This window comes from Tessaracoccus coleopterorum (assembly GCF_011174705.1).
Taxonomy (GTDB): Bacteria; Actinomycetota; Actinomycetes; order Propionibacteriales; family Propionibacteriaceae; genus Arachnia; species Arachnia coleopterorum.
Genome location: NZ_JAANIJ010000001.1, coordinates 1,756,728 through 1,781,376 on the forward strand (window position 1 = coordinate 1,756,728; position 24,649 = coordinate 1,781,376).

A 24,649-nucleotide genomic window follows, 5' to 3' on the forward strand; every position below is an offset into this window, starting at 1 on the left:
TGGTCCAGCCCAAGGCTAGGCGCATACAGTCATGTATCCAAAACGGGAGTGTATCCGATACACTCCCGTATCGATACCGGCGACCGGTCCCCGAACCGCGACTCGCTATGCTCCCCGGAGGACATGATGACGAAGACGACCCCACGCGAGACGGCCCGTCGCCGCGCCACGCGCGAGCGGCTCGTCGAGGCCGCCCTCGACCTGTTCGGTCGCTTCGGGATCGACGCCACGTCGGTCGAGCAGCTCTGCGAGGCCGCCGGGTACACCCGCGGCGCCTTCTACTCGAACTTCGAGACGAAGGACGACGTGTGTGAGGCCGTCGCACGCAGGATGGCCGAAGAGTGCATCGACGCGTGCCGGGCGAGCCTCAACTCGTCGGTCGGACGGATCGACCTCGGCCCGGTGCTGTCGCAGCTCTTCGAGGCGGCCGCGTTCGGGCCGGAGCGCAGGCGCACCATGATCGAGATGCAGCTGCGGGCCAGCCGCGAACCCGAACTCGCCGCCCGCCTCGAGCACGCCCGCTCCGACATGTGGCCGCTGCTCAACGAGGTGGTCGAGCGCGCGGCCGAGCAGGCGTTGATCGGCTTCAGCATCGACGTCGACGACCTGCTGCGGCTCTGCGAGGCCCTCTACTTCTCCCCGCTGCTCGCCGCCGACGGCGCGAACCTGAAGATGATGACGGTCGCGATCGAGGCCTTCGTCATCGAGCGGTGACGGGTCACCAACCCCGGGCGATCCACTCCTGCAGGTGTGGGGCCTCCGCCCCGATCGTGGTTGACGGCCCGTGACCCGTGTGGACGACGGTGTCGGCGGGCAGCGTGAAGAGCCGTTCCGTGATCGAGTCGATGATCGTGGCGAAGCTCGAATAGGCCCACCTGGTGGCCCCCGGCCCACCCTCGAACAGCGTGTCGCCTGTGAACACGGCACCCAGCCCGTCCGCGATGAAGGAGGTGGATCCAGGTGTGTGGCCGGGGTGTGCCTCGCCTCGAGTGCCGTTCCCGCAACCTCGAACACCCGGGCGTCGACCAGCGGGTCGAACGGGGCCGAACCGTGGCTCTGCTCCCAGAGGAACGCATCGGCCGGGTGCAGCAGCACCGGCGCGCCCACCAGGTCCGCGAATCCGAGCGCGGCCCGGACGTGGTCCCAGTGTCCGTGGGTGAGCAGCACCGCCTCCACCCGCCTGCCCGCGACGCCTGCGGCGACCGCGGCGGCGTCGTGTGCGGGGTCGATCACGATCACCGATGAGTCGTCGCCGACCAGCCACGCGTTGTTCTCATGCACCGGCGGGCCTCCGGGGTCCACGTTTCCCGCCGTGACGATCCGTTCAATCCGAGCGCTCATAGCCACCTCCCGACACCTACTCTTCCACCTCGGAAGACTACGATCGAGGCTCACCCTGAGAAAGGAAACACATGCAGGTCTTGATCACAGGTGGGGCCGGTTACATCGGCAGCACGGTCGCGTCCGCCTGCGAGGACGCTGGGCACAGCGTCGTCATCCTGGACGATTTCTCCACGGGTCGCCGCGAGTTCATCGGTGACCGGGTGCTGTATGAGGGCGACATTGCAGACGCCGCCCTCCTCGACCGCATCTTCACCGAACGGGCCATCGACGCCGTCGTGCACTGCGCGGCGAGGATCGTCGTCCCGGAGTCGGTCTCCGATCCGCTCGGCTACTACGAGAACAACGTCTCGAAGACGGTGACGCTGCTCGAGGCGCTGCAGCGCAACGGCATCCAGCGCTTCCTGTTCTCCTCCTCCGCGTCCATCTACGCCCCCGACGAGAACTTCGTGGTCACGGAGGCCTCGCCCTCCAGCCCGGCTCCCCTACGCCCGCACCAAGTTCATGGTCGAGATGGTCCTGGAGGACTTCACGAAGGCCTCCGATGTGCGCGTGGCCTCGCTGCGCTACTTCAACCCCATCGGGACCGACCCCAAGCTGCGCTCGGGGCAGCAGCTCGAGCACCCGACGCACGTCCTCGCCAAGCTGCTCGAGGCGTGGACGAAGGGCGAGACCTTCACGATCACCGGCGTCGACTGGCCGACCCGCGACGGCTCCGGCATCCGCGACTTCATCCACGTGTGGGATCTCGCGAAGGCCCACGTCGCCGCCCTCGAGAACTTCGACAAGGCCACCGCCGACGTCGACTACCAGGTGTTCAACATCGGCACCGGCAATGGCGTGACCGTAAAGGAACTGGCCGCGTCGTTCGAGGCCATCTCGGGCGACCCGCTGAAGGTGCAGGACGGTCCGTCGCGCCCCGGTGACGTCGCAGGCGTCTACACGGTGTCGACGAAGGCTGCCGACATGCTCGGCTGGAAGGCCGAGCTCAGCGAGCAGGACGCCGTGCGCGACGCGATCGCCTGGCTCCCTGTGCGCAGGGAGATGCTGGGCTACTGAGCCCTGCCGGTCAGTCCGTCGCCTCGGACCAGAGTTCGCGGCGACGGGCTGCCCTGCTTCGGTCGGCGAGGCTCGTCGCCGTGAAGACCAGCGTCACGAGCGTCATCAGCCAGAACAACTTTCGGATCATGCCCCAATCTAGGAGAAGGGGGTTGCACCACGGCAACCCCGACACGGCGATCCAAGACCGTGGTGCACCGCTCAGACGACGATCGGCGCCCCCGGTCTGACCCCACCCCGAGGATCTGGCCCTAGGCTGATCGGCATCATGAACGAGACTCGTCTGTCGCGGGAGGCCCGCACCGTGTTGCGGGACGCGGCCCTGGCCGGGCTGCTCGCGGCGGCCACGCTGATCCCCTGCTCTGGATGCCGAATGTCGAGACTGTCTCGCTGGCCGCCCTCTGGTCGCTCCTGATGTGCGCGGCCGCGGCGCTGCGCAGGGTCGCGCCCCTCGTCGGGCTGGCCGTCGCCACGGTCGCGGGCATCGGGATGGTGTTCACCATCACGTGGCCGGTGCCCGCGCTGCTGGCCGTGCCCGTCATCGTCTACGGCGTCGGCCGCTACCGTCGCATCTCGGGCCTCGTGCCGGTGGTGGCGTTCGGTGTACTGGGCTCGCTCGCCGGGCCGATGTCGTGGACCCGGGACCTGGACGAGCGCTACCGCTTCCTCGGCACCTCGGTGATCGTGGCGCTGTGCGCGACCATCGTCGCCCTCGCCTACCTCGCGGGCCGCTACATGCGCGAACGCGTCCTGAACGCCTCGCTCGACAGGGAGATCGTCACCGAGCGGTTCACCGCGGCACAGCGGCAGAGCGAGCAGGAGTCGCTGCTGGCAACAGGCCGGGCACGAGCCGAGGTGGCGCAGGAACTGCACGACGTGCTCGCCCACTCACTGTCGGTCATCGTGGTGCAGGCCGAGGGCGCCAAGGCGCTCACCGGCAAGCGCCCGGAGGCGGCGGTCCAGGCGCTCACCGTCATCGCCGACACCGGGCGCAAGTCGATCGACGAGGTGCGTCGCATCGTGTCCCTCATGCGCGGAGAGTCCGACAGTCCCCGCTTCGGCCCGGCCCGACGCTGAGCCAGATCCCCGAACTGGTCGCCACCGCCGGCGACCGGATCGAACTCGCGATCACGGGCGAGGTCCCGATCGTGCCCGAGTCGCTCGGCCTGACGGCCTACCGGATCGTGCAGGAGGCCACCACCAACTTCCTGAAGCACGCCGGAACGACCGCGACCGCGCGGGTCGACATCACCTACCGGGCCGATGGGATCGACATCACCGTCACCGATGACGGGGTTGGCGCACTCTCGAGGCCGGACGGGCGCGGTTCGGGTCTGGCGGGGATGCGTGAACGGGTCGCCGCGATGGGTGGAAAGCTCGACGCCGGCCCCGCGCCGGCGGTGGCTACGAGGTGCGGGCTCAGCTGCCGATGCCGAGTCGACTTGGGAAGAGCTGGCTGAAGGAGGCCTCACGGTGATCAAGGTGTTACTCGCGGACGACCAGTCCCTGGTGCGCAGCGGATTCAGGATGCTGATCGACTCCGCGGACGACATGGAGGCCGTCGGCGAGGTGGAGAACGGCCGTGACGCCGTCGCCATGGTGCGCACCCGCCCGGTCGACGTGGTGCTGATGGACATCCGGATGCCGGTGATGGACGGCACCGAGGCGACCCGCCTGATCTCGGAGCTCGGCGTCGACACCAAGGTGCTGGTGCTGACCACGTTCGACCTGGACGAGTACGTCTTCGCGGCCCTCCGTAACGGCGCGAGCGGGTTCCTGCTGAAGGATGCGCTGCCCGAGGAGTTGCTGGGCGCGATCCGTGCGGTGGCGGCCGGCGACGCGGTGGTCGCTCCCTCCACGACGAAGCGGCTGCTGACCCACTTCGCCGACCTGCTCCCGAAGGCGACCGGGGAGCAGCGGGGCAGCGGCTGGAGGCGCTCACCGAGCGGGAGCGGGAGGTGCTCGAGGAGGTGGCCCGGGGGCCAACAACCAGGAGATCTCGCAGCGTCTCTACATGGCCGAGGGAACGGTGAAGACCCACATCGGTCGGCTGCTCAGCAAGCTGAATGCGCGCGACCGTGTGGGTCTCGTGCTGATCGCCCTCGAGGAGGGCCTCGGCGGGTAGCCGACGGGTCGCTCCCGCCGGCCGCCCACCTCTCGGCTCAACCCCTGGATCCCAGGAGGGAGCGGCCGATGTTGAGCACGCCGAGGACGAGCATCGCGATGCCGATCAGCCACCAGAGGAAGACGGCTCCCCACAGCGGGCTGGTGAGCAGGCTGAAGCCGGCGATCACCGAGATGATCGCGAACACGACGGTGATGGCCTTGGACTTGACGGCGCCGAGCGTGAACAGGGCGGTGAAACCCTCGACGATCCACATCACGCCCACCATCACGACGAGGAAGACGGCGAGGAAGGCCGCGGATTCCTTCAGTGAGCTGAACGCGAAGCCGCCGGCGAGGATGTAGAGCAGGCCGAGCAGGGCGTGGCCGACCCGGCCGCCGGTGCTGAGCCGCTTCGAGAGCAGGCCGATCGCGATGTAGACGATGCCTGCGAGGATCGCGTAGAGCGCGATGACGCCGGTGAGCGCGACGGCGGTCTTGCCGGGCCACACGAGCACGGCGATGCCGAACGCGACGGCGATGACGCCCTCCACGAGCAGGGCGATCCGCGCCCCGCTCGAGACGAGGTCGGCGATTTCTTCTTCAGGGGTGGTTGATTCGGAGGTCATGAGGCGTCCCTTTCCATGGGTACACGCAGGGGAACATCCCCTGAGCGGAAGCATAGGGCCACGCGCCACGCCGTGGGCCCGGCTGTCAGCGGGCGGCCGTGAGACTCTGGGTGCCCTCTTCGAAGGTTGCCGCCCCAGGCGCCTGCGGGACGCCTGCATCGCGACGGCGCAGGCCGCGTACGCGAGGGCGATCCGAGGAAGGCCGCCGTCGACAGCCCCGACGGCGGAAGCACGAACGCCGCCACCACGCCTGCGAGCACGAATGCGCCGTTGAAGGCCATGTCGTAGAACGTGAACACGCGACCCTTGTACCGGTCGTCGACGTGGGCCTGCACGATCGTGTCGACGCAGATCTTGAACGACTGCACCGACAACCCGACCAGGAAGCTGATGGCGAAGAGGACGGGCTTCGCCGTGGTCAGCGCCGAGACGAGCGACGCTGCCGCCCCACCGGCCAGGAGGCCCACGGCCGTGCGGCCCAGGCCGAACTGCCTGGCGAGCACGGGCACGAACGGGGCGGCCAGAATGAAGCCGGCTCCGGTGGCGACACCCCAGACGCTGAGGTCGGCCAGCGCGGCGTCCGGATCCGAGACCGGGTGCCACAGATGCCGGGCGGCGAGGATCACCGCGACGCTGAGGAGGCCGAACAGCAGCCGGGTGACGGCCATCAGGGCCAACGCGATCAGGGCCGTCGGGCGGGTGCGCAGGTGTCGTCCGGCGTCGGCGAGGCCCGCGGCGACGGCACGGGCACCCCCACCGTGGCGGAGTGCTCCTCGGAGGCGTCCGGGCCGAGGGCGTCCGGCGCGAAGCCACGGCACACCAGCACCGAGCCGACGAACCCGGCGGCGGCGATCAGGAAGACCAGCGAGTTGGCCCGGTCGGCGCCCAGCGACGCTCCGAGGCCGAACCTGACCCGAAGCCGATAGCGGCGCCGAGCACGACGCCCATCGGCCCGACGGTCGGCACGATCGACGACGCGGTCAGGAACTCTTCACGGTCGACGGTGTGCTGGAGACCGGCGGACAGGCCGGCCAGCATGAACCGGTTGATGCTCATGGCCACGAGCAGCGCGCCGTACAACACGACCGCCCAGGCCCCGGTCGTGTTGCCGGTGAAGATGATGACCCGATCACGGTGGCGAGCACGGCCCGCGCCGTGTCCGACCAGAGCGCGACGTTGCGTCGCGACCAGCGGTCGAGCAGCGGGGAGACGAAAGGCCCGATCACGGTGAACGGGAGAAGGGTCAGCGCCAGCACCCCGCGATCGCCCATGCGTCGGGTTGGGACTGCGGGGAGAAGAGAATGTAGGAGGCCATCCCCACCTGGAGCGTGCCGTCGGCGGCCTGGCTGAGGATGCGCAGCGTCAGGAGTCGACGGAAGGCGGCATGCCGCCAGAGTCGCCGTACGGCGGAGATGAGCCCCATGGATCAGTCGGCGTCGATCTCGGTCTCGAACGCGGCGTGCGCCCGGCGGGCCTGCTCGACCTCCCAGGTCGTCCCGGTGTCCTCCATGAGCTCGCCGATCCTGGTTTCGTCGAACTTGAGCAGGGCGGTCTCCGCAGCGAGCATCTTCTCGTAGTGGATCTCCCGCTCGCCGGCCTCCCCGTGGTACTGCACGTTGTTGTAGGCGTGTGCGTGCCGGTGGAGCGACTTGACCGCCGACACCATCGCACCCTTCGGCGAGACGAGCGACGCGACCACGGTGAGCGTCAGCACTCCGACGATGATGCCGAGCGAGGTGTACGGATCGAAGTGGTAGACGTCGACCGGTTCGCCGCCGTTGATGAAGAACAGCCGGTTGTCGTACAGGGCCTCGAGGATCAGCTTGACGCCGATGAAACCGAGGATGACGGCCAGGCCGTACTTCAGGTAGACGAGGCGGTCGAGCAGGCCGTCGATGAGGAAGAACAGCTGGCGGAGCCCCATCAGGGAGAACGCGGTCGCGGTGAACACGATGTAGACGTTGTCGGTCACGCCGTAGATGGCGGGGATGGAGTCCAGCGCGAAGAGGATGTCTGTGCCGCCGATGGCGACCATCACCAGAAGCATCGGGTCAGTACCCGCTTGCCGTTCTCGATGGTGAACAGCTTGTCGCCGTCGTAGTGGTCGGTGGTGCGCAGAAAGCGCTTGGCGAGGCGGATGACGAAGTTGTTCGCGTCGTCGTCGCCCTCCTTCTCGGGCGCGAGCAGCCTGCCCGCGGTGATGATCAGGATCAGCCCGAACACGTAGAAGGCCCAGGTGAAGTTGTCGATGATCGCCATGCCGAGGAAGATGAAGCCGGCGCGCGCAAACAGGGCGAACACGATGCCGAAGAGCAGCACCTTCTGCTGGTCGGCGCGTGGCACCGCGAAGCTCGCGATGATCACCACGAACACGAAGAGGTTGTCGACCGAGAGCGCCTTCTCGAGGATGTAGCCCTGGAAGTAGTCGACGCCCATGCCGTGTCCACCGACGACCCAGAGCACGATACCGAACGCGATCGCGATGCCGACGTAGATGGCCGACCAGACCGCCGCCTCCCGCAACGTCGGTTCGTGCGCCTTGCGCACGTGGAAGAAGAAGTCGAAGGCGAGAAGGCCACCGATCACGACGAGTGTGATGATCCACACGTTCAGGGAGACATTCGTGGTCAGTAGGGCAGTAGACAACATCAAGTTGCTCCTGTGGGGAGGCGAGAAAACGGGGTTTCTGCCATCGGTACCCTTCAGGGCCAACGTCGATGACTTCGGTCAAGGATACCCGGGCGTTGCGTCCTGCCAAACCCCACGGGGCCCGGTCGGCGGGCCCGGGTAGCCTGTACCCGATGTCGATTCCCGGAGGTCTGCCGATGCGCCGCACCCTTGTCGCCCTGTTCGCCGCTGCGGCGCTCCTGGTCGGCTGCGCCCCCTCCGGCAAGGCCCCGGACCCGGCCCCACATCGGAGACCGCACCCCCGGCAACCTGCCGAAGGCCGACGCGCAGGTGGCGGAACTGGTGGCTGCGCTGAACGCGAGGGACCTGTCGAAGGTGCCGACGGTGCAGGGGGGAACGACCGCCCAGAGCGACCTCGACGTGATCTTCGCCGGAATGGACGACGTGTATCCCACCGTCACCGCCGGCGACATCGCCTACGGCGACGAGGGCGCGACGGCGACCCTGCAGATGGCCTACCCCGAGCTCGGCGATCCCGGGTGGAACTTCTCGACGAAGGCGGACTTCCGGCTCTCGGGCGATGCCTGGACCCTCGACTGGAGGTCGAGCATCATCGCCCCGAGCTCACCGACCGGACGCGGCTGCGGCACATCCAGAAGGAGGCAAAGCGGGGAGCCATCAACGACTCCGCCGGCCTGGCGATCGTCGAGGAGCGGGCCCTCTTCGAGGTGGGTCTCGACAAGGGATCCCTCACCGAGGCCGAGTGGGCGGGAGCCGCGCTGCAGATCGCGGAGCTGATGGGGATCAACGGCACCGACTTCCAGGCAAAGGTCGCGGCCAACGGTCCGAAGGCCTTCGTGGTGGCGGCCACCGTGCGGCAGGAGAACATCCCCGCGGGCATCGTCGACGTGCCCGGCAGCCACGTCAACGAGGTGACGGCGGTCGTCGGCCCCACGGACACGTTCGCGGCGCCGCTGCTCGGTACCGTCGGGCAGCCCACCCAGAAGATGATCGACGAGTCGGAGGGCAGGCTCAGCTCGCTCGACCGGGTCGGCCTGTCCGGTCTGCAGTCGCGCTACGACTCCGAGCTCCGGGGTGTCCCGAGCGACGGGTCGAGATGGTCGCCCGCAAGGGCGTCGAGGATCCGACGGTGACGGTGCTGTTCCAGCAGGACGCGACCATCGGAAGGCCCATCACCCTCAGCCTCGACCGCGACCTCCAGGCCAAGGCCGAGTCGGTGCTGAGCACGCAGGCAGGCCTCGCGACGCTCGTGGTGATCGACCTCACCACCGGCGGCATGGTCGCGGCCGCCCAGTCGCCGAGCGGCGGCAGCTACCCCTACGCCACCTACGGCAGGTATGCCCCCGGCTCCACGTTCAAGGTGGCCACGGCGCTCGCGATGATCCGCGGCGGGATGGGCTCCACCTCGACTGTCCAGTGCCCGTCACAGCTGAAGGTGTCCACGTACACGTTCGGCAACTACTCGGGATACCCGTCGTCGGCGCTCGGCTCCATCACCCTCAACGACGCGTTCAAGTACTCGTGCAACACCGCGTTCGTGGGCGCCACCGGCGTCACCGGCGACGCCCTGCACGCTGCGGCCGGGTCGCTCGGCGTCGGCACCGACTACGACGCCGGCTTCACCTCGAACTTCGGCACCGTCGCGCCGGGCAACGCCATCGACCTCGCCGCATCGCGGATCGGTCAGGGCCAGGTGACGATGTCGCCGATGGGCATGGCGGCCGTCGCGGCCTCCGTCGCCTCGGGTAAGACCGTCGTCCCGTGGCTGGTGCAGGGTCATCAGGCCACTCCGACGGCCGCCCCCTCACCGCGGCAGAGGCCCAGCAGCTGCAGGCCATGATGGAGGCCACCGTCGACTCCGGAACGGGCAAGGGCCTCAAGGGCGTCATGTCCGGCGCGAAGTCGGGCACCGCCGAGTGGGGCAAGGCAGGGCAGCAGCAGACCCACGCCTGGATGATCGCCTACAACGACCGGTACGCCGTCTCGGCGTTCGTCGAGGTCGGCGATTCGGGTGGCACGACGGCCGCCCGCTGATCGTGCAGCTGTTCAGCTGACGGGGCCCTGCGGCACCGGCGGGTACCACTGGGGACCGGTCGGACCGGCGGCGCCCCCACCGCGGTAGCCGGGCGCCCGATGATCAGCGCCAAACCGAGCAGGAGTGAGCCGCCGAAGGTGATCAGCGCGTTGAGGAGACCCCAACCCGCGATGCCCAGTGTGTCGATCAGGTTGGGCGCAAGCAGCGTCACGACGATGGAGACCGCCTGGATCACCACCCATGCCGCCAGCAGGACCCGCGCGACCCCACGACTGAGCACGACGCCGGCGATGAACAGCCCCAGGGAGATGACGCTGGGATCACGAACGTGAAGAGCTGCAGATTCATGCCCGCGAACCTAACACCCCTCAGTCCGCGGCATCGACCCTTCCGCCGTCGAGTTGCTTGAGCCCGATCACGCAGCCGATGATGCCCGCCAGCAGCAGGGCCTTCAGCCACGACATCGACTCTGCGCCGATCGCCACCGAGTAGCCGACGGTGAGCACGGTACCGATGCTGGTCCACACGGCGTAGGCCGTGCCCGTCGGGATGTGCTGCATCGCGAACGAGAGCCCACCACCGACGCGACGGTGGCCACCAGGAACACGAGCGTGGGCACAAGTTGGGTGAAACCGTTGCTTGCCGAGAGCGCGTTGGCCCACACGGCCTCGAGCACGGCGCTCAGCAGCAGCACCGGCCAGGCGAGGGCGCGGGGAATCGCCGTCGGGCGCGTCATGCCAGCACCTTCAGTCCGACCACGCAGGCCACGATGCCGACGAGGAGGAGCACCTTGATGAGGCTGGCGCGTTCGACGCCGGTCACCATCGCCCACAGCACGGTGAGCGAGGCCCCGTGGCGGTCCACACCGCGTAGGCGGTGCCCGTCGGGAGGGTGTTGAGCGCGATCCCGAGGCCCACCAGGCTCAGGATCGAGGCCACCACGAAGACGATGGTGGGACGGGCCTCCGAAGCCCGTCGGAGCGGCCGAGCGCGGTGGCCCAGACGGCCTCCAACACGCCCGAGGCGATGAGAATGACCCAGTCCATGGGAGGGGAACCCTTTCGTAGCCGACGTATGGCCAGTCTTGTCTTCACCGGGTACTGATCCGTCGTCCGGGGCGGGTCGCCGCATCCAGGCTAGCAAATCACGGGGGCTGCCATACACTCCAAGTAGTTGAACACTCAATCTTTGGAGCTGGGATGGACGTGGAGTTCGGGATCGACACCTTCGGCGACATCACCGCGGGACGCGACGGCGCCCTGCTGCCCGATGACGCCGTCATCCGCAACGTGATCGAGGAGGCGGTGCTCGCCGACGAGCTCGGCCTCGATGCCGTCGGGGTCGGGGAACACCACCGCAACGACTTCGCGATCTCGTCGCCGGAGATGGTGCTGGCCGCGATCGCCGCGCGGACCTCGCGCATCAGGCTCGCCACCGCCGTCACTGTCCTGTCCTCCGATGACCCGGTGCGCGTGTTCGAGCGGTTCGCCACGCTGGACGCCATCAGCTCCGGGCGGGCCGAGGCGGTCGTCGGGCGCGGCTCGTTCACCGAGTCGTTCCCGCTGTTCGGCTACGACCTGCACGACTACGAGGAACTCTTCGAGGAGAAGCTGCGGCTGTTCGCCCAGCTGATGGGCGGCGGCCGGGTGACCTGGAAGGGGAGGCTCACGCAGGATCTGGCCGATGTCGAGCTGCATCCGAGGCTTGCGTCGGGGCCGCTGCCGACCTGGGTGGCCGTCGGGGCTCGCCCCAGTCGGTGATCAGGGCCGCGTCCTACGGGTTGCCGCTGATGCTGGCCATCATCGGCGGCCCGGTCGAGCGGTTCGCCCCGTTCGCGGACCTGCACCGCAGGGCACTCGAGGAGCTGGGAAGGAGCCGCAGCCCGTGGGCTACCACTCCTACGGTCACCTGGCCCGCACCGACGATGAGGCCCGCGAGCGGATGTACCGGCCGTGGCTCGAGCAGTCCCGCCGGATCGGAGCGGAGCGCGGCTGGGGCCGGATGGACCGGTCACACTTCGAGCAGGAGGCCGACCACGGAGCGATGGTGGTCGGCTCCCCGGACACGGCGGCGCGGCGGATCGCGGCAGGTGTCAGGTCGCTCGGCGCATCGCGGTTCCAGCTGAAGATCTCGACCGGTCACCTCGGGCATGAGGCGCTGATGGAGACGATCCACCTGTACGCGACCGAGGTCGTCCCGTTGGTGAAGGACATGCTCTCCGACGACTGAGGCCCCGGGCGACGCCCCGGTGCTAGCGTCACACCATGACCGACTCGCCCGTGCGCGTTGCCACGCCCCTCGACGGGATCGCCGACGACTTCGTCGACACGATCGCCTCGCTCAGCCCCATGACGGCCACCGACATCGGGGTGCCCGGCGACCCCAGGGAATCGACGACTTCTCCCCGAGGGTCGCGAAGCCTTCATCGACGCGCACCGGGCCACCCTGCGCCGCGTCGAGGCCGAGCCGCCGGTTGACGCCGTCGACGAGGTGACGAGGGCCGCCATGATCGAGCGGCTCTCGCTCGAGATCGAGCTGCACGACGCGGGCGAGAGCTACGCCGACCTCAACAACCTCGCCTCCCCGTTGCAGGCGATCCGGGCGGTGTTCGACCTGATGCCGACCGCCACCACGGATGACTGGGCCGACGTGGCCGCGCGCATGCAGGCTGTCCCCGCAGGAATCGACGGCTACATCGCGTCGCTCCGGCACGGCGCCTCCCGCGCCGCTGGTCCCTTCCCGGCGAGGAGGCAGATCGAGATCGGCATCGAACAGGCCCGCGAACTGGCCGGACTCGACGGCTTCTGGTCACACCTCGCCTCCGGGCCCGGGTGCCGGCCGCGCTCGCCGCCGACCTGACCCGTGGGGCCGACGCCGCCCGCGCCGCCTACCAGCGGCTCGCCGTCGCGCTGGCCGACCTGCACGACCGCGCCCCGAGGCCGACGCCGTCGGCCGCGAGCGGTACCAGCGGCTCTCCCGCCGCTTCCTCGGCGCGACGGTCGACCTGGATGAGACCTACGAGTGGGGGCGTGCCGAGCTGGCCGCCATCCTCGCCGAGCAGGACGACATCGCCAACCAGCTGTACGGCGACGCCACCGGCACCGCGGAGGCGATGGAGCGACTCAACGCCGACATCAGCAGGCAGTTGCACGGCACGGACGCGCTGCAACGCTGGATGCAGGAGACCTCGGACGCCGCGATCGCAGCCCTCGACGGCACGCACTTCGACATCGCGGAGCCGCTGAAGACGTTGGAGTGCCGCATCGCCCGACGCAGGACGGTGGCATCTACTACACCGGCCCGACGGCCGACTTCTCGCGGGCCGGACGCATGTGGTGGTCGGTGCCGCCGGGCGTCGAGACCTTCTCCACCTGGCAGGAGAGGACCACCGTCTACCACGAGGGCGTCCCGGGCCACCACCTCCAGATCGGCCAGGCTGTGTATCGCGCCAGCGACCTGAACAAGTGGCGCAGCCTGCTGTGCTGGGTGTCGGGTCACGGCGAGGGGTGGGCGCTCTACGCCGAGCGCCTGATGGCCGACCTCGGCTTCCAGGACGATCCGGGTGACCGGATGGGCATGCTCGACTCGCAGCGCCTCCGGGCCGCGCGCGTCGTGCTCGACATCGGCGTCCATCTCGGCAAGCCGTACCCCGGCGGCGGCACCTGGAACGTGGACAGCGCGTGGAGTTCCTGCGGGAGAACGTCAGCATGCAGCCCGACTTCCTGCGCTTCGAGCTCGACCGTTACCTCGGCTGGGCCGGGCAGGCACCGTCGTACAAGGTGGGTCAGCGGCTGTGGGAGCAGGCCCGCGACGAGACGGCGGCCCGCAAGGGTTCCGACTTCGACCTCAGGTCGTTCCACCGCGCCGCCCTAGATCTGGGATCGGTGGGCCTGGATGTGCTTCGGGAGGCCCTACGGGGAATCTGACGCGGCCATCACCCGTCAACTGGCGCTCAGCGGAGCGGCATCGATCCCGCCTGCACCGTCATCTGGCCCGCGCGCAGCCGCGACACGACGGCGCGCTGGAGCGATGACCACTGGGGAAGGGTGTCCAGGTCGAGGGTCGTGCCGTCGCCGGTCTCGCGGTGGAACCCGAAGTAGAGGGCGTCGCGGGTTCCGTCGGCCGGCTCCCCGTACGGCGCGAACCTTGCCGCGAACCGGGCCATGTTGGAGGCCGGGTCGAGCAGGGCTGCAGCCCACGGTCGAGCAGCCACGAGACGCAGGTGAAGCGGTCGACGGTGAACTCCCCGTAGGCGGGCACCGCGACGGTGCGGGCCAGTTCGAGGGAGGCGTCCACAGCCTCGGGGGTCAAAGGCCCGACTCGGGATGTGCACGCCGAGGGCCCCGTCGTCCGGTTCGAGGGTGAACTGGAGCCTGCCGAGCCACAGCAGGGACCCGCTGTAGTTGACCGGTACCCATGTCCGCCCGCCGAAGCCGAACCGCTTGTGGACAAGCCGGTGGATGTGGACCTGCTGGCCGAGGTCGGCCAGGCTGTGCCACGCGACGTCCTCGGCCACACCCCTGCGGAGGAGTTCGGCGTGCACCAGCGGGGCGACCCGCACCAGCGCGACCAGCAGCGGGAAGTCGGTGCCGGCGGGGTGTTCCACGGGCGGTCCGGCGACCGGGTTGGATCTCTCCCGACCCGCCCCACGTTCGCCTCGAGCGCCGCGTGGAGCGACTCGATCGTGGCGACATCATCGGCGGACAGCCGCCCGAGCCCGGCGCCGAAGTCGACGGCGTCGTCGTCCCTGAACTCGAGCAGGGCGAGCAGTTGATCCAGGTCGGGAACCATCGGTCCTCCAATTCGGTGGGGCCTCCATCTCACCACGAAGGGCAGTCGCGCGCGGGCGGTCAGGCGCGGACCGCCTCGGCGAGGAATGCCCTCCATCCCTCCGTGGTCGCGAGCCGTGCGGTGATTCCCGCCGAGCGCTGCACCTCACGGACGGCGTCCACCGTGCCGGTGTCGTAGTCGCCCGAGAGGGTGACCGGGGCGTTGAAAACGTGCCGCAGGACGCCCTGGACCACCTGGGTCTGCGCCCGCGACGAGCTCTGGAAGACGGGATCGTCGTAGCCGTTGACGCCGTTGTCGACGTGGATGTGATTGTGGTGCTGCGCGTTGTAGGCGTAGGTGAGGGTGTAGGTGAACCGGCTCGACAGCGAGGCCGCGAGCCGCCAGTACTCCCGTAGACGGGCCGGATCCTCGCCCCACTCGTCGTAGCGGCAGGACACGTTGCCCGCCTCGTGGGTGAGCCCCGCGAAGTCGAAGGCCCTGCCGCGGGCGTGCAGGGAGGGGCACTTGTCGACGTGCGCCCGAAGGTGGAGACCACGGTGAGCGGCCCCAGGGCCGCCAGAGCGACCCACTCGCCGGCCCACTGCCGCAGCAGGCCGATGAAGCGGGGTCGGCGTTGAACGCCTGCCGGTTGCCCGTCTCCGCGTAGGCGAGCGGGGCCCCGCCGAGCTCCGCGAATGACTCCAGCGCCTCCGGGCGGTCGCACCCGGCGTTGCCTCCCGGGTCGATACCCGTGGCGTTGCCGTCTTCCCGGCGGGTTCCGCATGCGGCAAGGGGCGCGAGCGCCAAGGTCGCGCCCGCGGTCAGGACGAGTCGGCGCGGAAGCATGGGCCAACCGTAACGGGCGCCGCCAAGTGTCAGTCCTTCACGAGTTCGAGGAGGTCACCGGCCCACGCCTCGGCAAGTGTGTGATCGACGTGGTCGTCGGAGCCGTGCCCGCGGAGCCTGCCGAAGATCCTCGACAGTAGGCCGACCTTCGCTGGCACGAACCTGCCGGGAACGCCTCGGAGGCCACCGCGGCGCACTTGAGCATGGCTGCGTCGTTGTACCCGTGGGCCGTGTCCTGTTTCGCCGGGTCGGCGGCGTTCAGGCTGGTGTTGAACACCGCGACCGTCGTCGAAGTGAGGGCCTCGGCGTTGGCGCGGAGCCACGCCATCGCCTCCGGGTACCACGCCCCGGTGTTGATGCCGCTGCCCACGATGACGAGGTCGGCCCCGTCGACCGCCGGGTCGTCCGAGAGGTTCGCGATCCGCACCCGATGCCCGCAGAGCGCAACACTGTGGCGACCGAATCCGCGACATCGGAGGCCGCCCCCGTGCGCGTCGCATACCCGATCAGGACATTTCCCATGTTCCCTAGGCTAACCAGGGCGACCCCTGCCCGATCGGGCAGGGGTCGTCAACAGCTGACTCAGTCGAAGATCGGGTCGACGGTGCGGGTCCGCTTGAGCTCAAAGAAACCGTCGTAGGCGGTCACCTTCTCGAGCCCGTCGAACAGGTTGCCAGCCTCCTCGCCCTTGGGGCGGGTGACATCACGGGACCGAACAGGCTCTTGCCGTTGACGCGGATCACCGGCGTGCCCACCTCATCGCCCACCGGGTCCATGCCCTCGTGGTGCGAGCGCCGGAGGGCATCGTCGACGGCATCCGTCTGTGCGATGTCGATGATGTCGGTGTCGGCCCGACCGCGGCGAGCGCCTCGCGCAGCGTGTCGAGGTCCTGGGGTCGTCCTCCCGGGTGCAGCCGGGAGCCGATCTCGGTGTAGAACTCGCGGAGACGCTCCGATCCGTGGCGCTGCTCGACGAGGATGGCGGCGCGCACGGGTGACCAGGCGTTGTCCAGCATTCTGCGGTAGCCGGGTGAGAGATCCCTTCCCTCGTTGAGGACCGAGAGGCTCATCACGTGGAAGGTGGTGCGCACGTCGCGCACCTTCTCCACCTCCAGCATCCAGCGGGATGCCATCCAGGCCCACGGGCAGGTCGGATCGAACCAGAAGTCAACGTGCTTCGTCATGTCTCCATCCCACCACACCGTCGCGGGTGTCAGGCGGGGTCCGCGACGGCGATGTCCTCGAGCCCCAACTCCTCGTGTGCCCCGTGGGAGTCGCCGATGAGCTTGTCCATGATCACGGCGATGGCGCCGTCACCGGTGACATTTGTCGCGGTGCCGAACGAGTCGATCGCGATGTAGGTGGCGATCATGAGGCCGACCTGGGCCTCGTTGAAGCCGAGCATCGTCGTCAGGAGCCCCGCAGCCGTCATGATGGCGCCCCGGGCACGCCGGGAGCGGCGACCATCATGATGCCGAGCATCGCGATGAAGGCGATCATCAGCCCGGGCTCGATGGTGATACCGAACAGCATCATGACCGCGAGCGAGAAGCAGGTGATCTTGATCATCGAGCCCGCGAGGTGGATCGTGGCGCAGAGCGGCACCGTGAACGCGGCGACGGGCTCGCGGACCCCGAGCTTGATGGCCTGTCGCAGCGTGACGGGATGGTGGCCGCGGACGACGAGGTGCCCAGCGCCGTGGCGTAGGCGGGAGCATGGTGCCGAGCATGCGGATGGGATTGCCGCCGGAGAGGGCACCCGCAACGGTGAACTGCAGCAGCAGCATGATCCAGGTGAGGATGAAGACGAACACGACGACACCGAGGAACGCGACGATGACGCTCGCCACCTGGCCGCCCTGCGTCATGTTGAGGAAGATGCCGAAGATGTAGATGGGCAGCAGCGGGATGATGATCTTGGTGATGATCCAGTTGACGATCTCGCGGAACTCCCGGAATGCGTCGTGCAGCACGTTGCCCTTGATGACGGTGAGCGCCACGCCCACGATGAAGGCCAGCACCACAGCGGAGGTGACGCCGAACAGCGGCGGGATCTCGAGTGTGAAGTAGGAGGCGAGCAGCGACTCCTCGGGGTTGGTCACCGCCTCGGTGTTGCCTGGCAGCACCCTGGGCAGCACCAGCATCGATGCCCCGAAGCCCATCAGGCCCGCGATCAGCGTCGAGAGGTAGGCGATGCCCGCGGTGATCGCCAGCCACTTGCCGGCGCCCTTGCCGAGATCGGCGATCGCGGGTGCGATCAGCCCGAGGATGATCAGCGGGATGGCGAAGCTGAGGAGCTGGCCGAAGAGGGCGTTGAAGGTTACGAAGACCCGGGTGAGCCAGTCGGGAAAGAAGAGGCCGCACACCACGCCGAGCGCAATGGCGATCACGATGAGAAGGAGGAGGCTGGGCCGTTTCTTGGCGTTCGCCTGCGTCGGTGCAGTCATGGGCCCACGCTATCGGGAGGATGCCGTCGGATCACTTCCGGGTACTTTTTGACCATGATCCCAGGAGATGTCGGGGCTGGTTCCGCACCGCCGGCAACCGTGTGCCCCGCGCGGGCCCGCCTGGCGGCCAGGTGAGGGCGGCTTCGGCAGGGTCTCCCACGACGACGACGTGGCGGCCGCCTTCGAGCTGTTCCGCGGCCGTCCCACCATGGCCCTGACCGGAGCGGGCATGTCGACCGGCTCCGGCCTGCCCGACTACCGGGCCGCGATGCCGTGCCGCGCTCCCCATGACCTACCAGGAGTTCGTCTCCTCCGATCTCAGTCGGCGAAGGTACTGGGCGCGCAGCACGGTCGGCTGGGGTCCGTTCGGGCGCGCGTTGCCCAACCCCGCGCACCTCGCGTTGGCCCGGCTCGCGGACCTGACCCCCGTCACCGGTGTGGTCACGCAGAACGTCGACGGGCTGCACCAGCGCGCCGGATCGTCCCCGGTGGTCGACCTGCATGGCAATCTCGACAGCGTCATCTGCCTGTCCTGCGGTGCCCGTTGCACGAGGACGGACCTGCAGCACACCCTTCTGGACCTCAACCCGCGCTTCGCTGCCTCGATCGACCTCCTCGCCGAGCAGGTCAGGACCGCCCCGGACGGCGACGCCGAGGTCGACCGCACATCCGAGTTCGCCTACCCCGCGTGCGCCCGGTGCGGCGGGATCCTGAAGCCCGACGTCGTCTTCTTCGGGGAGAACGCGCACCGCTCCAGCGTGGAGGCCGCGAACCGTCTCCTGGAGGCGGCCGACGTGCTGCTCGTGCTCGGCACGAGCCTCAGCGTGATGAGCGGGCTGCGCTTCGTGAAGCGCTCGGCCCGCGAGGGGCGCGACGTGATCATCCTCACCGACGGCCACACCCGCGGGGATGGGCACGCGACCCTCCGGCTGCACGGGCGGCTCGCACCGGTGCTGGAGAGGTGGGTCGCACTGGCGACCCACTGACGTCCGACGACCGGTCAAGCCCTCTCGGCCGGTAGAATTCGCGCGATCCACCTGCAGAAAGGCACCCATGGCTGGCGGACTTGCGGCACTCCTCGACGACATCGCGGCGATCGCCCGCGCGGCGGCCGCGTCCGTCGACGACATCGCGGCGGCGGCCGCGAAGGCCTCGACGAAGGCCGTGGGTGTGGTGGTCGACGACGCGGCCGTCACCCCGCGCTACGTCCAGGGCTTCACCCCGACCGGGAACTGCCGGTGATCTGGAAGATCGCCAAGGGCTCCATCGTCAACAAGGTCGTCTTCATCCTGCCCGTGATCCTGCTGCTGAGCTGGCTCGCGCCGTGGCTGCTCACGCCCCTGCTGATGTGCGGCGGTCTCTACCTCTGCTACGAGGGTGCGGAGAAGATCTGGGAGGCGCTCACCGGGCACAGCAAGGCCAAGGAGGCGCCCGCTCTCGTCAAGGGCGGAAGCCACGAGGACGCGATGGTGAAGGGCGCCATCACCACCGACTTCATCCTCTCGGCCGAGATCATGGTGATCTCGCTCAACGAGGTCGCCAATCTGAGCATCTGGCTGCGCGCGGGTGCCCTGATCGTGGTGGCGATCGCCATCACCGCGCTGGTCTACGGCGTCGTCGCCATCATCGTGAAGATGGACGACGTCGGGCTGCGACTCTCCGAGCGGGAGAACACCGGCGCGTTGGGTCGGGGCTCGTCAAGGCGATGCCGATCGTCCTCAAGGTTCTGAGCACCGTGGGCATCGCGGCCATGCTGTGGGTCGGCGGTCACATCCTCCTGACCGGCATGGACACTCTGGGCTTCCACCCCGTCTACGAGTTCGTCCACCACCTCGAGGTCGCGGCCGCGGCCGCGGCGGGCGGGTTCGTCGGATGGCTCGTCAACACCTTGTTCTCCGCGCTGCTCGGCGTCGTCGTCGGCGCCGTGGCGGTGGTCGTGATGCATCTGCTCCCGTTCGGGAAGAAGCACGACGACGCGGAGCACCCCGCGACCGATGAGATCGTGGTCGATCCCGCCGCCACCACCGGGACGGGCGGCGGCGCCGTCGACCGCGAGGGGATGGACCGGTCGGGTCCTAATATTTCGCCCCATGACCGCACCGCATCCCCAGAGCCAGCCGATCCCCTACCCGCAGGCACAGCCCCAGGCGATGGGCACCATGCGCCTGACCATGCCGGGCTCGTTCTGGACCAGTTCGATGGTCGCCCCGACCGTGCTGCTTGACGGGTACCGGCTCAACGTCAGCGCCTCATCCGGGAGCTTCGACTTCCCTGTCCCCGCGGGCAACCACCGCCTCCACGCGCACGGGCAGTGGCTGCGGACCTTCGGCAACGCCGACATCGACTTCTCCGTGCAACCAGGCCAGTTCGTCGAGATCTTCTACGCCGCGCCGGTGCACCAGTTCGCCAACCGCGGGGCGATCGGGTTCACGCCTCAGAAGCGTCAGGGCATGGGGATCCTGATCACGGTCCTCGTCGCAGTCCTTGCCGTGTTCGCGCTTGCGATGGTTTCGCCCTTCTTCTTCTGACCGAGGTTACTTGTCGATTTAACTATTCCGGTAGGATGGGCGCCATGACGCGCTGGCTCGACGAACGGGAGATGAAGGCCTGGGTCCGGATGGCCTCGGTGCTCGAGTTGTTGCCGGGCGCGATCGAGGCCCAACTGAAGCACCACTCGGGCCTCTCACACTTCGAGTACTGGGTTCTCGCCATGCTCTCGGAGGCGCCCGCGCGCACGCTGCGGATGTCGTCGCTGGCGGCCCGAACGCGCGGCACGCTCCCCCGGCTTTCGCACGTGGTGAACCGTCTCGAGAACCGCGGCCTCGTGACCCGCCACCCCGACCCTGATGACGCCCGCGCCACGAACGCGACACTCACCGACGCCGGCTGGGACACCGTGGTGCTCGCCGCCCCGGCCACCTCGGCGCGGTGCGCGACTCCATGGTCGACGCACTCACCCCCGAGCAGCTCGACCAGTTGTCCATGATCTGCGAGGCGATCCTCGGCCGGATCGCCCCTGGGGTGGTAGACCTACTGAATGAACCAGCGAAATGACCCGGGGCTAGGTCTTTTGCGGCCCCCGGATTCGCCCGACCCCGACCACAAGGTAGCCTCACCCACATGATCCCCGCCCCACGCAGAAACGACCTCGCTTCGGGCATCACCGCCCTCAGCCGCTGGATCGACGAGGGCAACGTCGGCAGAGACCCCGAGGCCGCGACCTGGGCGCGCATCGCGAAGATCACGGAAGAGGCCGGCGAGGTGGTCGCCGCGCTCATCGGGGTGACGGGACAGAACCCCCGCAAGGGAGTCACCCACACGATGGGCGATGTGGAGGACGAGTTGCTCGACGTCGCGCTGACGGCGCTCGCCGCCCTCGAACATGTCCGTGGACACGACGGGCGCTCGATGGACCTGCTGGACGACAAGGTCGCCCGTACGCTCGCGCGCGCCGGCCTGGAGGGCTGACGCGGTCTGGGTCAGACTTGACCCCATGACCATCCACAGCGAGCATCCGTTCCTGCCTCCCCGGAGGACCGCGATCCCCTACGACGGCTGCGTTCCCGCCTGCCCGCGCCCGTGAGCATCTGGACGAGTTCCGACGGTGCCCACAGGGACGGCTGGACCATCTCGTCGATGCTGGTCGCCGACGGAGAGCCGGGCGAGCTCGTCGCGATGGTGAACGAGGACGCCGACTGGTGGGATCTGTTCCGCGCCACGGGCACCGCGACCGTCAACGTGCTCGGTGCGGGTCAGGGTCCCGTCTCGGAGGCCTTCGCACGGCTCGCACCATCCCGGGCGGCCCCTTCAGGACGGGCCATTGGAGCGACTCGCCGTCCGGCCCGAGGCTCGACGACGCCTCGGCCTGGGTGTCGGTGAACCTGGTCGACCGCGAGCCGGCCCATGTCGGGTGGTGCCTGCTCGTGCGGGCCTCGATCACCTCGATCGAGCTGAACGAGGGCGTGGCCGCGCTTGGCCACCAGTCGGGGCGCTACTTCTAGAAGAACTTTTGGGCGAACCACTTCCATCTACTACACATCGTCGTATAAGGTGTGTGCATCACGGCACCGGTGGACCGAAGAGTCACCCGGCGCCGTGAGTGATGTCCCGGACCATCTGGGACGGACAAGACCGACGCCTCCAGGCACACACCCCCACCCGTGCCCGGTCGTCGTATCCGGTGTCGAGGATGACATCGGCGTAAACGCCCTCGGCCTTCGAGCCCGAGGGCGTTACGCATTCCCGGGAAAACAACAAAGGCCGTTGCCGGAGCAACGACCTTCGCGGGTGGTGGGCCTAACTGGACTTGAACCAGAGCTCAGGCTCAACCCGTCCATGACCCATGAAACTCCTACCTACAAGCACCAAAGCCGTTTCACTAGGCGTGTAATCCTCCTCCAAGGCTGCTCGAAGAGGCTGGGCAGAGCGAGCAGATCGGGCTAGAGTGGACCCGAAACGTCCTCTATTTGTCCTCTCTTGAAGGGATCTATCGATGGCACGCCGCATGACGCTCGGCACGGTCGAGGGCCAGCACAATCATTGGCGGGCGCGGTACCAGCGAGAGGGGCAACGACACGTGCCGGGCCACACATTCAGTACGCCAGAACTCGCGTGGGCCTGGCTCCGCTCCGAGCAAACGTTGATCGACCGCGGAGATTGGACCCCACCGGCCACCCGACGCCGGGAGCAGGCGGCCGAAGCGCAGCGCGAGGCCGAGATATCGACCCCCTTCGGTGCATACGCCCGCGACTGGATCGCGAACCGGACCACACCTCGCGGGACACCGCTGGCGCCACGCACCGTCTCGGAGTATCACGCCTATCTCGAAGGGCCCCTCGCAGACTTCGCCGGGCGCCCGCTCGCCGACGTCAGCCGTGCCGACGTCAAGGCCTGGTGGCAGCGCTTCGCAGACAAACCCCGATACCGACACCACGCCTACGCCTTCGCCAAGTCCGTGTACAAGGCGGCAGTAAAGGACTGCCTGCTCGACGTCAATCCGTGGGACGTCGACAACGCCGCCCGCGTCGTACTGCAAACACCGAAGGCCGTCAGGGCCACCATGATCAACGACCTGACCCCTGAAGACGTCCAAAGGCTGGCCGACGCCACGCAGCCCGGGCAGTGGCAGGCGCTCGTGCTCCTACTCGCCTGGACCGGCCTTCGCCCAGGCGAAGCCTTCGCCCTGCAACGAGGCGACTTCAAGGTCGGCTACATCGACTCAGCTCCCATCTGGCGAATCAACGTCGCCCGCGCAGTGAGCCGAAGCAGGACCCCGAGGGCCGCCGCGTCGACACCATCGGGACACCGAAGACACCCGAGTCCATCCGTCATGTATGGCTCCCCCGCACCTCGTGCCGGTCGTGCAAGACCACCTCCACCGCTTCTCCCAGCCGGGACCCGAAGGGCTCGTGTTCCCATCGACCAACGAAGTTCTGCCCTTCGCGACGACCCAGCAGGTCGCCGGGACAACCGGCAAGCAGCGCCGCGATCGAAAAGGAGAAAAGGTCCGGCCCCCGTCAGGATTCACCGGCGCCCGCGAGGCCATCGGGATGCCTGGTCTACGCCTGTACGACCTCAGACACTGGGCCCGCCGCATCCTCCTGAGCGCCGGCATGGGTGAACTGGCAGTCGAGCAGTACATGGGCCACCGCCTACCCGCCGTCCAGGGCGCCTACGCCGTGCTCGACCCACGCCAGGTCTGGCCCATCATGCTTCGATGCAGTGAGCTGGCAGGCTGGACACCGGACGCCGCCGCGCCCGGAGGCGGGCAGTCGCCGGGTTGCTCAACGCCATGACAGCCGACCAGTTGGCCGCCGCAGTCAGCGCAATGAGCCCGGACCAACTAGCAATCGTCGTGCCGGCACTGAACCCCGAGGCACTAATCCGACTCCTAGGCACCCAGAGCCGACCATGAGAGTCCGGACGTCCACGGATCAGAAACGCCTGCTCAGAACGGGCGCCACGCGCCACCTGCGCACCTCGGCCCTAAGTTGACTTCATGGCCAGATCGCTCGGGGATACCGTCCACTACGCAAGGGAACTTCAACTCAACGCCCACGCGCTTCTCGAGGATGCACAACTCCTCTTCGACCAGGGCCGATGGGCGAGAGCATTCGCACTGTCCGTCTTGGCTGAAGAGGAAGCAGGCAAGGCTTTGCTCGCCATCGCGGAGCAGCTACCGGGTAATGACTTTGCCGACTTCAAACCCAATCGGCACGAGGACAAGCTAACCGCCACGGCCCTCGCTGGGATCGCGTTCCTCGGTGACCTCGGAGACATCCGGGACAAGGCCCGACAGATCGATAGTGGTGCACTCCATCGCGAGAAGCTCGCCGCGCTGTATGTCGACCAAGGCCCGGATGGACTGCAATCACCGACATCAATCACGTGTGAGGGGCCACGCAGGCGCTGAGCCGTTCGAGGAAGCTGATCGGTTGGATGACGGCCCATCTCGGGCAGCTGACGCCGGAGGCCATCGACGCTGCAATCCAGCTGGATGCCTACCTCACCCCAAGATGGAGAACTACTTCCGGAGCACGGAGAGGCGGCGGGACTTGGTTTTCTTCGTCAGATGATGGACTGGAGCTTGGCGCAGGCGCGTGGGGAACCGTCTACCTGCATCGCCTCGCCTGACGCTGCAGGGTGATCCGGCGCTGAACACAGCGCAGTCGGCGGCGTGTCCGGATGCTCAAACGTGGCGTAGAGGGGACTCGAACCCCTGTCGAAACGCCTCTGACTAGGAGTCTACTGAAGAGCACGCCCTGCCGTGCTAC

The 24,649-nt window shown here is 68.4% G+C and carries 34 protein-coding genes, 7 pseudogenes and 1 riboswitch; of the genes and pseudogenes, 23 read left to right on the forward strand and 18 right to left on the reverse strand.

All coding sequences use genetic code 11. The features are described 5' to 3' along the window. The first annotated feature begins 123 nt into the window (after positions 1–123). On the forward strand, positions 124–714 hold the full coding sequence (locus tag G7085_RS11345; protein ID WP_197511040.1) for a TetR/AcrR family transcriptional regulator: 591 nt from the start codon (positions 124–126) through the stop codon (positions 712–714). Positions 715–718: 4 nt separating this feature from the next. On the opposite strand, the gene G7085_RS34825 is transcribed toward G7085_RS11345, so the two are convergent. Next, complete coding sequence (locus G7085_RS34825; protein ID WP_408647093.1) at positions 719–922, reverse strand: MBL fold metallo-hydrolase; 204 nt, start codon at positions 920–922, stop codon at positions 719–721. An 89-nt stretch (positions 923–1,011) separates the two neighbouring features. Continuing rightward, positions 1,012–1,341: pseudogene (locus G7085_RS25655) on the reverse strand (MBL fold metallo-hydrolase); the annotation flags it as partial. Between the two features lie 71 nt (positions 1,342–1,412). On the opposite strand from G7085_RS25655, the pseudogene galE reads away from it, so the two are divergent. The 4 genes and pseudogenes from galE to G7085_RS11370 all read left to right on the forward strand — a co-directional run bounded on the left by galE (position 1,413) and on the right by G7085_RS11370 (position 4,525). Beyond that, a pseudogene (gene galE / locus G7085_RS11355) lies at positions 1,413–2,400 on the forward strand (UDP-glucose 4-epimerase GalE). Between the two features lie 366 nt (positions 2,401–2,766). After that, complete coding sequence (locus tag G7085_RS11360) at positions 2,767–3,477, forward strand: sensor histidine kinase (RefSeq protein WP_197511041.1); 711 nt, start codon at positions 2,767–2,769, stop codon at positions 3,475–3,477. A 71-nt stretch (positions 3,478–3,548) separates the two neighbouring features. Continuing rightward, complete coding sequence (locus G7085_RS11365; RefSeq protein ID WP_197511042.1) at positions 3,549–3,860, forward strand: sensor histidine kinase; 312 nt, start codon at positions 3,549–3,551, stop codon at positions 3,858–3,860. A gap of 67 nt (positions 3,861–3,927) precedes the next feature. Continuing rightward, positions 3,928–4,525, forward strand: a pseudogene (locus G7085_RS11370) (response regulator). A 37-nt stretch (positions 4,526–4,562) separates the two neighbouring features. Here G7085_RS11370 and G7085_RS11375 read toward each other — a convergent pair. From G7085_RS11375 to G7085_RS25665, 7 genes are read right to left on the reverse strand one after another with little or no spacing between them, the layout of a single operon-like run. After that, positions 4,563–5,132: an HdeD family acid-resistance protein gene (locus tag G7085_RS11375; protein ID WP_197511043.1), complete on the reverse strand. Its 570-nt coding sequence runs from the start codon at positions 5,130–5,132 to the stop codon at positions 4,563–4,565. Beyond that, the gene (locus G7085_RS11380; protein ID WP_197511044.1) at positions 5,129–5,950 is read right to left on the reverse strand and encodes an MFS transporter; all 822 of its coding nucleotides are present in this window, start codon (positions 5,948–5,950) and stop codon (positions 5,129–5,131) included. Before G7085_RS11380 ends, G7085_RS11375 begins: the two co-directional genes overlap by 4 nt. 34 nt (positions 5,951–5,984) lie before the next feature. Further along, positions 5,985–6,212, reverse strand: a complete 228-nt coding sequence (locus G7085_RS11385; protein ID WP_197511045.1) for a hypothetical protein — start codon at positions 6,210–6,212, stop codon at positions 5,985–5,987. Then, the gene (locus tag G7085_RS11390; protein ID WP_197511046.1) at positions 6,185–6,388 is read right to left on the reverse strand and encodes a hypothetical protein; all 204 of its coding nucleotides are present in this window, start codon (positions 6,386–6,388) and stop codon (positions 6,185–6,187) included. Before G7085_RS11390 ends, G7085_RS11385 begins: the two co-directional genes overlap by 28 nt. Continuing rightward, a complete protein-coding gene (locus tag G7085_RS11395) occupies positions 6,376–6,555 on the reverse strand; it encodes a hypothetical protein (RefSeq protein ID WP_197511047.1) in 180 nt (59 codons plus the stop codon). Before G7085_RS11395 ends, G7085_RS11390 begins: the two co-directional genes overlap by 13 nt. Positions 6,556–6,558: 3 nt before the next feature. Continuing rightward, positions 6,559–7,167: a TerC family protein gene (locus G7085_RS25660; RefSeq protein ID WP_231979429.1), complete on the reverse strand. Its 609-nt coding sequence runs from the start codon at positions 7,165–7,167 to the stop codon at positions 6,559–6,561. Beyond that, positions 7,167–7,739, reverse strand: coding sequence for a TerC family protein (locus tag G7085_RS25665; RefSeq protein WP_331715621.1), 573 nt, complete (start codon positions 7,737–7,739; stop codon positions 7,167–7,169). Before G7085_RS25665 ends, G7085_RS25660 begins: the two co-directional genes overlap by 1 nt. A 351-nt stretch (positions 7,740–8,090) precedes the next feature. Between G7085_RS25665 and G7085_RS25670 the strand changes: the two genes are divergently transcribed. Genes G7085_RS25670 through G7085_RS30270 form a run of 4 tightly spaced genes read left to right on the forward strand, consistent with a single transcriptional unit; the run spans position 8,091 to position 9,815 of the window. After that, a complete protein-coding gene (locus G7085_RS25670) occupies positions 8,091–8,558 on the forward strand; it encodes a hypothetical protein (protein WP_231980824.1) in 468 nt (155 codons plus the stop codon). Then, positions 8,462–8,914 carry a hypothetical protein gene (locus G7085_RS11405; RefSeq protein ID WP_331715976.1) on the forward strand — a complete coding sequence of 151 codons (453 nt, stop codon included), beginning with the start codon at positions 8,462–8,464 and terminating at the stop codon, positions 8,912–8,914. Before G7085_RS25670 ends, G7085_RS11405 begins: the two co-directional genes overlap by 97 nt. Continuing rightward, the gene (locus tag G7085_RS30265) at positions 8,878–9,621 is read left to right on the forward strand and encodes a penicillin-binding transpeptidase domain-containing protein (RefSeq protein WP_197511049.1); all 744 of its coding nucleotides are present in this window, start codon (positions 8,878–8,880) and stop codon (positions 9,619–9,621) included. Before G7085_RS11405 ends, G7085_RS30265 begins: the two co-directional genes overlap by 37 nt. Further along, positions 9,618–9,815 carry a hypothetical protein gene (locus G7085_RS30270; RefSeq protein ID WP_269451844.1) on the forward strand — a complete coding sequence of 66 codons (198 nt, stop codon included), beginning with the start codon at positions 9,618–9,620 and terminating at the stop codon, positions 9,813–9,815. Before G7085_RS30265 ends, G7085_RS30270 begins: the two co-directional genes overlap by 4 nt. Before the next feature lie 369 nt (positions 9,816–10,184). Here the strand turns inward: G7085_RS30270 and G7085_RS25685 are convergent, their stop codons facing one another. Both G7085_RS25685 and G7085_RS30275 read right to left on the reverse strand, forming a co-directional pair. Beyond that, the gene (locus G7085_RS25685) at positions 10,185–10,376 is read right to left on the reverse strand and encodes a DMT family transporter (protein WP_231979431.1); all 192 of its coding nucleotides are present in this window, start codon (positions 10,374–10,376) and stop codon (positions 10,185–10,187) included. Positions 10,377–10,634: 258 nt separating this feature from the next. Further along, on the reverse strand, positions 10,635–10,757 hold the full coding sequence (locus G7085_RS30275) for an SMR family transporter (RefSeq protein ID WP_331715622.1): 123 nt from the start codon (positions 10,755–10,757) through the stop codon (positions 10,635–10,637). Positions 10,758–10,888: 131 nt separating this feature from the next. Then, positions 10,889–10,949, reverse strand: a riboswitch (guanidine-III (ykkC-III) riboswitch). A 71-nt stretch (positions 10,950–11,020) separates the two neighbouring features. Between G7085_RS30275 and G7085_RS25690 the strand changes: the two genes are divergently transcribed. From G7085_RS25690 to G7085_RS25705, 5 genes and pseudogenes are all read left to right on the forward strand, one after another. Beyond that, positions 11,021–11,575 (forward strand): LLM class flavin-dependent oxidoreductase, encoded by a 555-nt coding sequence (locus tag G7085_RS25690; RefSeq protein ID WP_331715623.1) that lies wholly within the window; start codon positions 11,021–11,023, stop codon positions 11,573–11,575. Between the two features lie 124 nt (positions 11,576–11,699). Next, complete coding sequence (locus tag G7085_RS25695) at positions 11,700–12,044, forward strand: hypothetical protein (protein ID WP_231979434.1); 345 nt, start codon at positions 11,700–11,702, stop codon at positions 12,042–12,044. 35 nt (positions 12,045–12,079) lie between these two features. After that, positions 12,080–12,292: a hypothetical protein gene (locus tag G7085_RS11435; RefSeq protein WP_197511051.1), complete on the forward strand. Its 213-nt coding sequence runs from the start codon at positions 12,080–12,082 to the stop codon at positions 12,290–12,292. Continuing rightward, on the forward strand, positions 12,261–12,674 hold the full coding sequence (locus G7085_RS11440; protein ID WP_231980185.1) for a DUF885 family protein: 414 nt from the start codon (positions 12,261–12,263) through the stop codon (positions 12,672–12,674). Before G7085_RS11435 ends, G7085_RS11440 begins: the two co-directional genes overlap by 32 nt. A 130-nt stretch (positions 12,675–12,804) precedes the next feature. Then, positions 12,805–13,741 (forward strand): annotated as a pseudogene (locus G7085_RS25705) (DUF885 domain-containing protein); the annotation flags it as partial. Positions 13,742–13,767: 26 nt separating this feature from the next. On the opposite strand, the gene G7085_RS34830 reads toward G7085_RS25705, so the two are convergent. The 7 genes and pseudogenes from G7085_RS34830 to G7085_RS36310 all read right to left on the reverse strand — a co-directional run bounded on the left by G7085_RS34830 (position 13,768) and on the right by G7085_RS36310 (position 17,876). Beyond that, positions 13,768–14,148: a hypothetical protein gene (locus G7085_RS34830; protein ID WP_408647205.1), complete on the reverse strand. Its 381-nt coding sequence runs from the start codon at positions 14,146–14,148 to the stop codon at positions 13,768–13,770. A 72-nt stretch (positions 14,149–14,220) separates the two neighbouring features. Further along, positions 14,221–14,424, reverse strand: a pseudogene (locus G7085_RS34835) (acyltransferase domain-containing protein); the annotation flags it as partial. Between the two features lie 241 nt (positions 14,425–14,665). Then, on the reverse strand, positions 14,666–15,175 hold the full coding sequence (locus tag G7085_RS11455; protein ID WP_197511053.1) for an extensin family protein: 510 nt from the start codon (positions 15,173–15,175) through the stop codon (positions 14,666–14,668). 293 nt (positions 15,176–15,468) lie between these two features. Next, positions 15,469–15,858 carry a flavodoxin domain-containing protein gene (locus G7085_RS11460; protein ID WP_197511054.1) on the reverse strand — a complete coding sequence of 130 codons (390 nt, stop codon included), beginning with the start codon at positions 15,856–15,858 and terminating at the stop codon, positions 15,469–15,471. Positions 15,859–16,013: 155 nt separating this feature from the next. Further along, positions 16,014–16,270 (reverse strand): annotated as a pseudogene (locus G7085_RS34840) (mycothiol-dependent nitroreductase Rv2466c family protein). Next, complete coding sequence (locus tag G7085_RS34845) at positions 16,171–16,614, reverse strand: DsbA family protein (protein ID WP_408647095.1); 444 nt, start codon at positions 16,612–16,614, stop codon at positions 16,171–16,173. The pseudogene G7085_RS34840 and the gene G7085_RS34845 overlap by 100 nt, the downstream one beginning before the upstream one ends. A 29-nt stretch (positions 16,615–16,643) precedes the next feature. Next, positions 16,644–17,876 (reverse strand): cation:dicarboxylate symporter family transporter, encoded by a 1,233-nt coding sequence (locus G7085_RS36310; protein ID WP_456300397.1) that lies wholly within the window; start codon positions 17,874–17,876, stop codon positions 16,644–16,646. A gap of 287 nt (positions 17,877–18,163) precedes the next feature. Here G7085_RS36310 and G7085_RS11475 point away from each other — a divergent pair, with 287 nt between their 5' ends. The 9 genes and pseudogenes from G7085_RS11475 (at position 18,164) to G7085_RS11510 (ending at position 24,288) form a co-directional block, all read left to right on the forward strand. Then, positions 18,164–18,862: a Sir2 family NAD-dependent protein deacetylase gene (locus G7085_RS11475; protein ID WP_231979438.1), complete on the forward strand. Its 699-nt coding sequence runs from the start codon at positions 18,164–18,166 to the stop codon at positions 18,860–18,862. A 67-nt stretch (positions 18,863–18,929) separates the two neighbouring features. Then, positions 18,930–20,100: pseudogene (locus G7085_RS11480) on the forward strand (DUF808 domain-containing protein). Further along, positions 20,090–20,404 (forward strand): hypothetical protein, encoded by a 315-nt coding sequence (locus G7085_RS11485; RefSeq protein ID WP_197511055.1) that lies wholly within the window; start codon positions 20,090–20,092, stop codon positions 20,402–20,404. The pseudogene G7085_RS11480 and the gene G7085_RS11485 overlap by 11 nt, the downstream one beginning before the upstream one ends. A gap of 44 nt (positions 20,405–20,448) precedes the next feature. After that, positions 20,449–20,862: a MarR family winged helix-turn-helix transcriptional regulator gene (locus G7085_RS11490; protein ID WP_231979439.1), complete on the forward strand. Its 414-nt coding sequence runs from the start codon at positions 20,449–20,451 to the stop codon at positions 20,860–20,862. A gap of 134 nt (positions 20,863–20,996) precedes the next feature. Further along, on the forward strand, positions 20,997–21,344 hold the full coding sequence (locus tag G7085_RS11495; protein WP_197511056.1) for a MazG-like family protein: 348 nt from the start codon (positions 20,997–20,999) through the stop codon (positions 21,342–21,344). Positions 21,345–21,443: 99 nt separating this feature from the next. Continuing rightward, on the forward strand, positions 21,444–21,755 hold the full coding sequence (locus G7085_RS11500) for a flavin reductase (RefSeq protein ID WP_231980189.1): 312 nt from the start codon (positions 21,444–21,446) through the stop codon (positions 21,753–21,755). After that, complete coding sequence (locus G7085_RS30300) at positions 21,746–21,877, forward strand: hypothetical protein (protein ID WP_269451845.1); 132 nt, start codon at positions 21,746–21,748, stop codon at positions 21,875–21,877. The genes G7085_RS11500 and G7085_RS30300 overlap by 10 nt, the downstream gene beginning before the upstream one ends. 1,359 nt (positions 21,878–23,236) lie before the next feature. Next, a complete protein-coding gene (locus G7085_RS11505) occupies positions 23,237–23,671 on the forward strand; it encodes a site-specific integrase (protein ID WP_197511058.1) in 435 nt (144 codons plus the stop codon). A gap of 203 nt (positions 23,672–23,874) precedes the next feature. Further along, a complete protein-coding gene (locus tag G7085_RS11510; RefSeq protein ID WP_197511059.1) occupies positions 23,875–24,288 on the forward strand; it encodes an AbiV family abortive infection protein in 414 nt (137 codons plus the stop codon). Positions 24,289–24,649 lie beyond the last annotated feature (361 nt).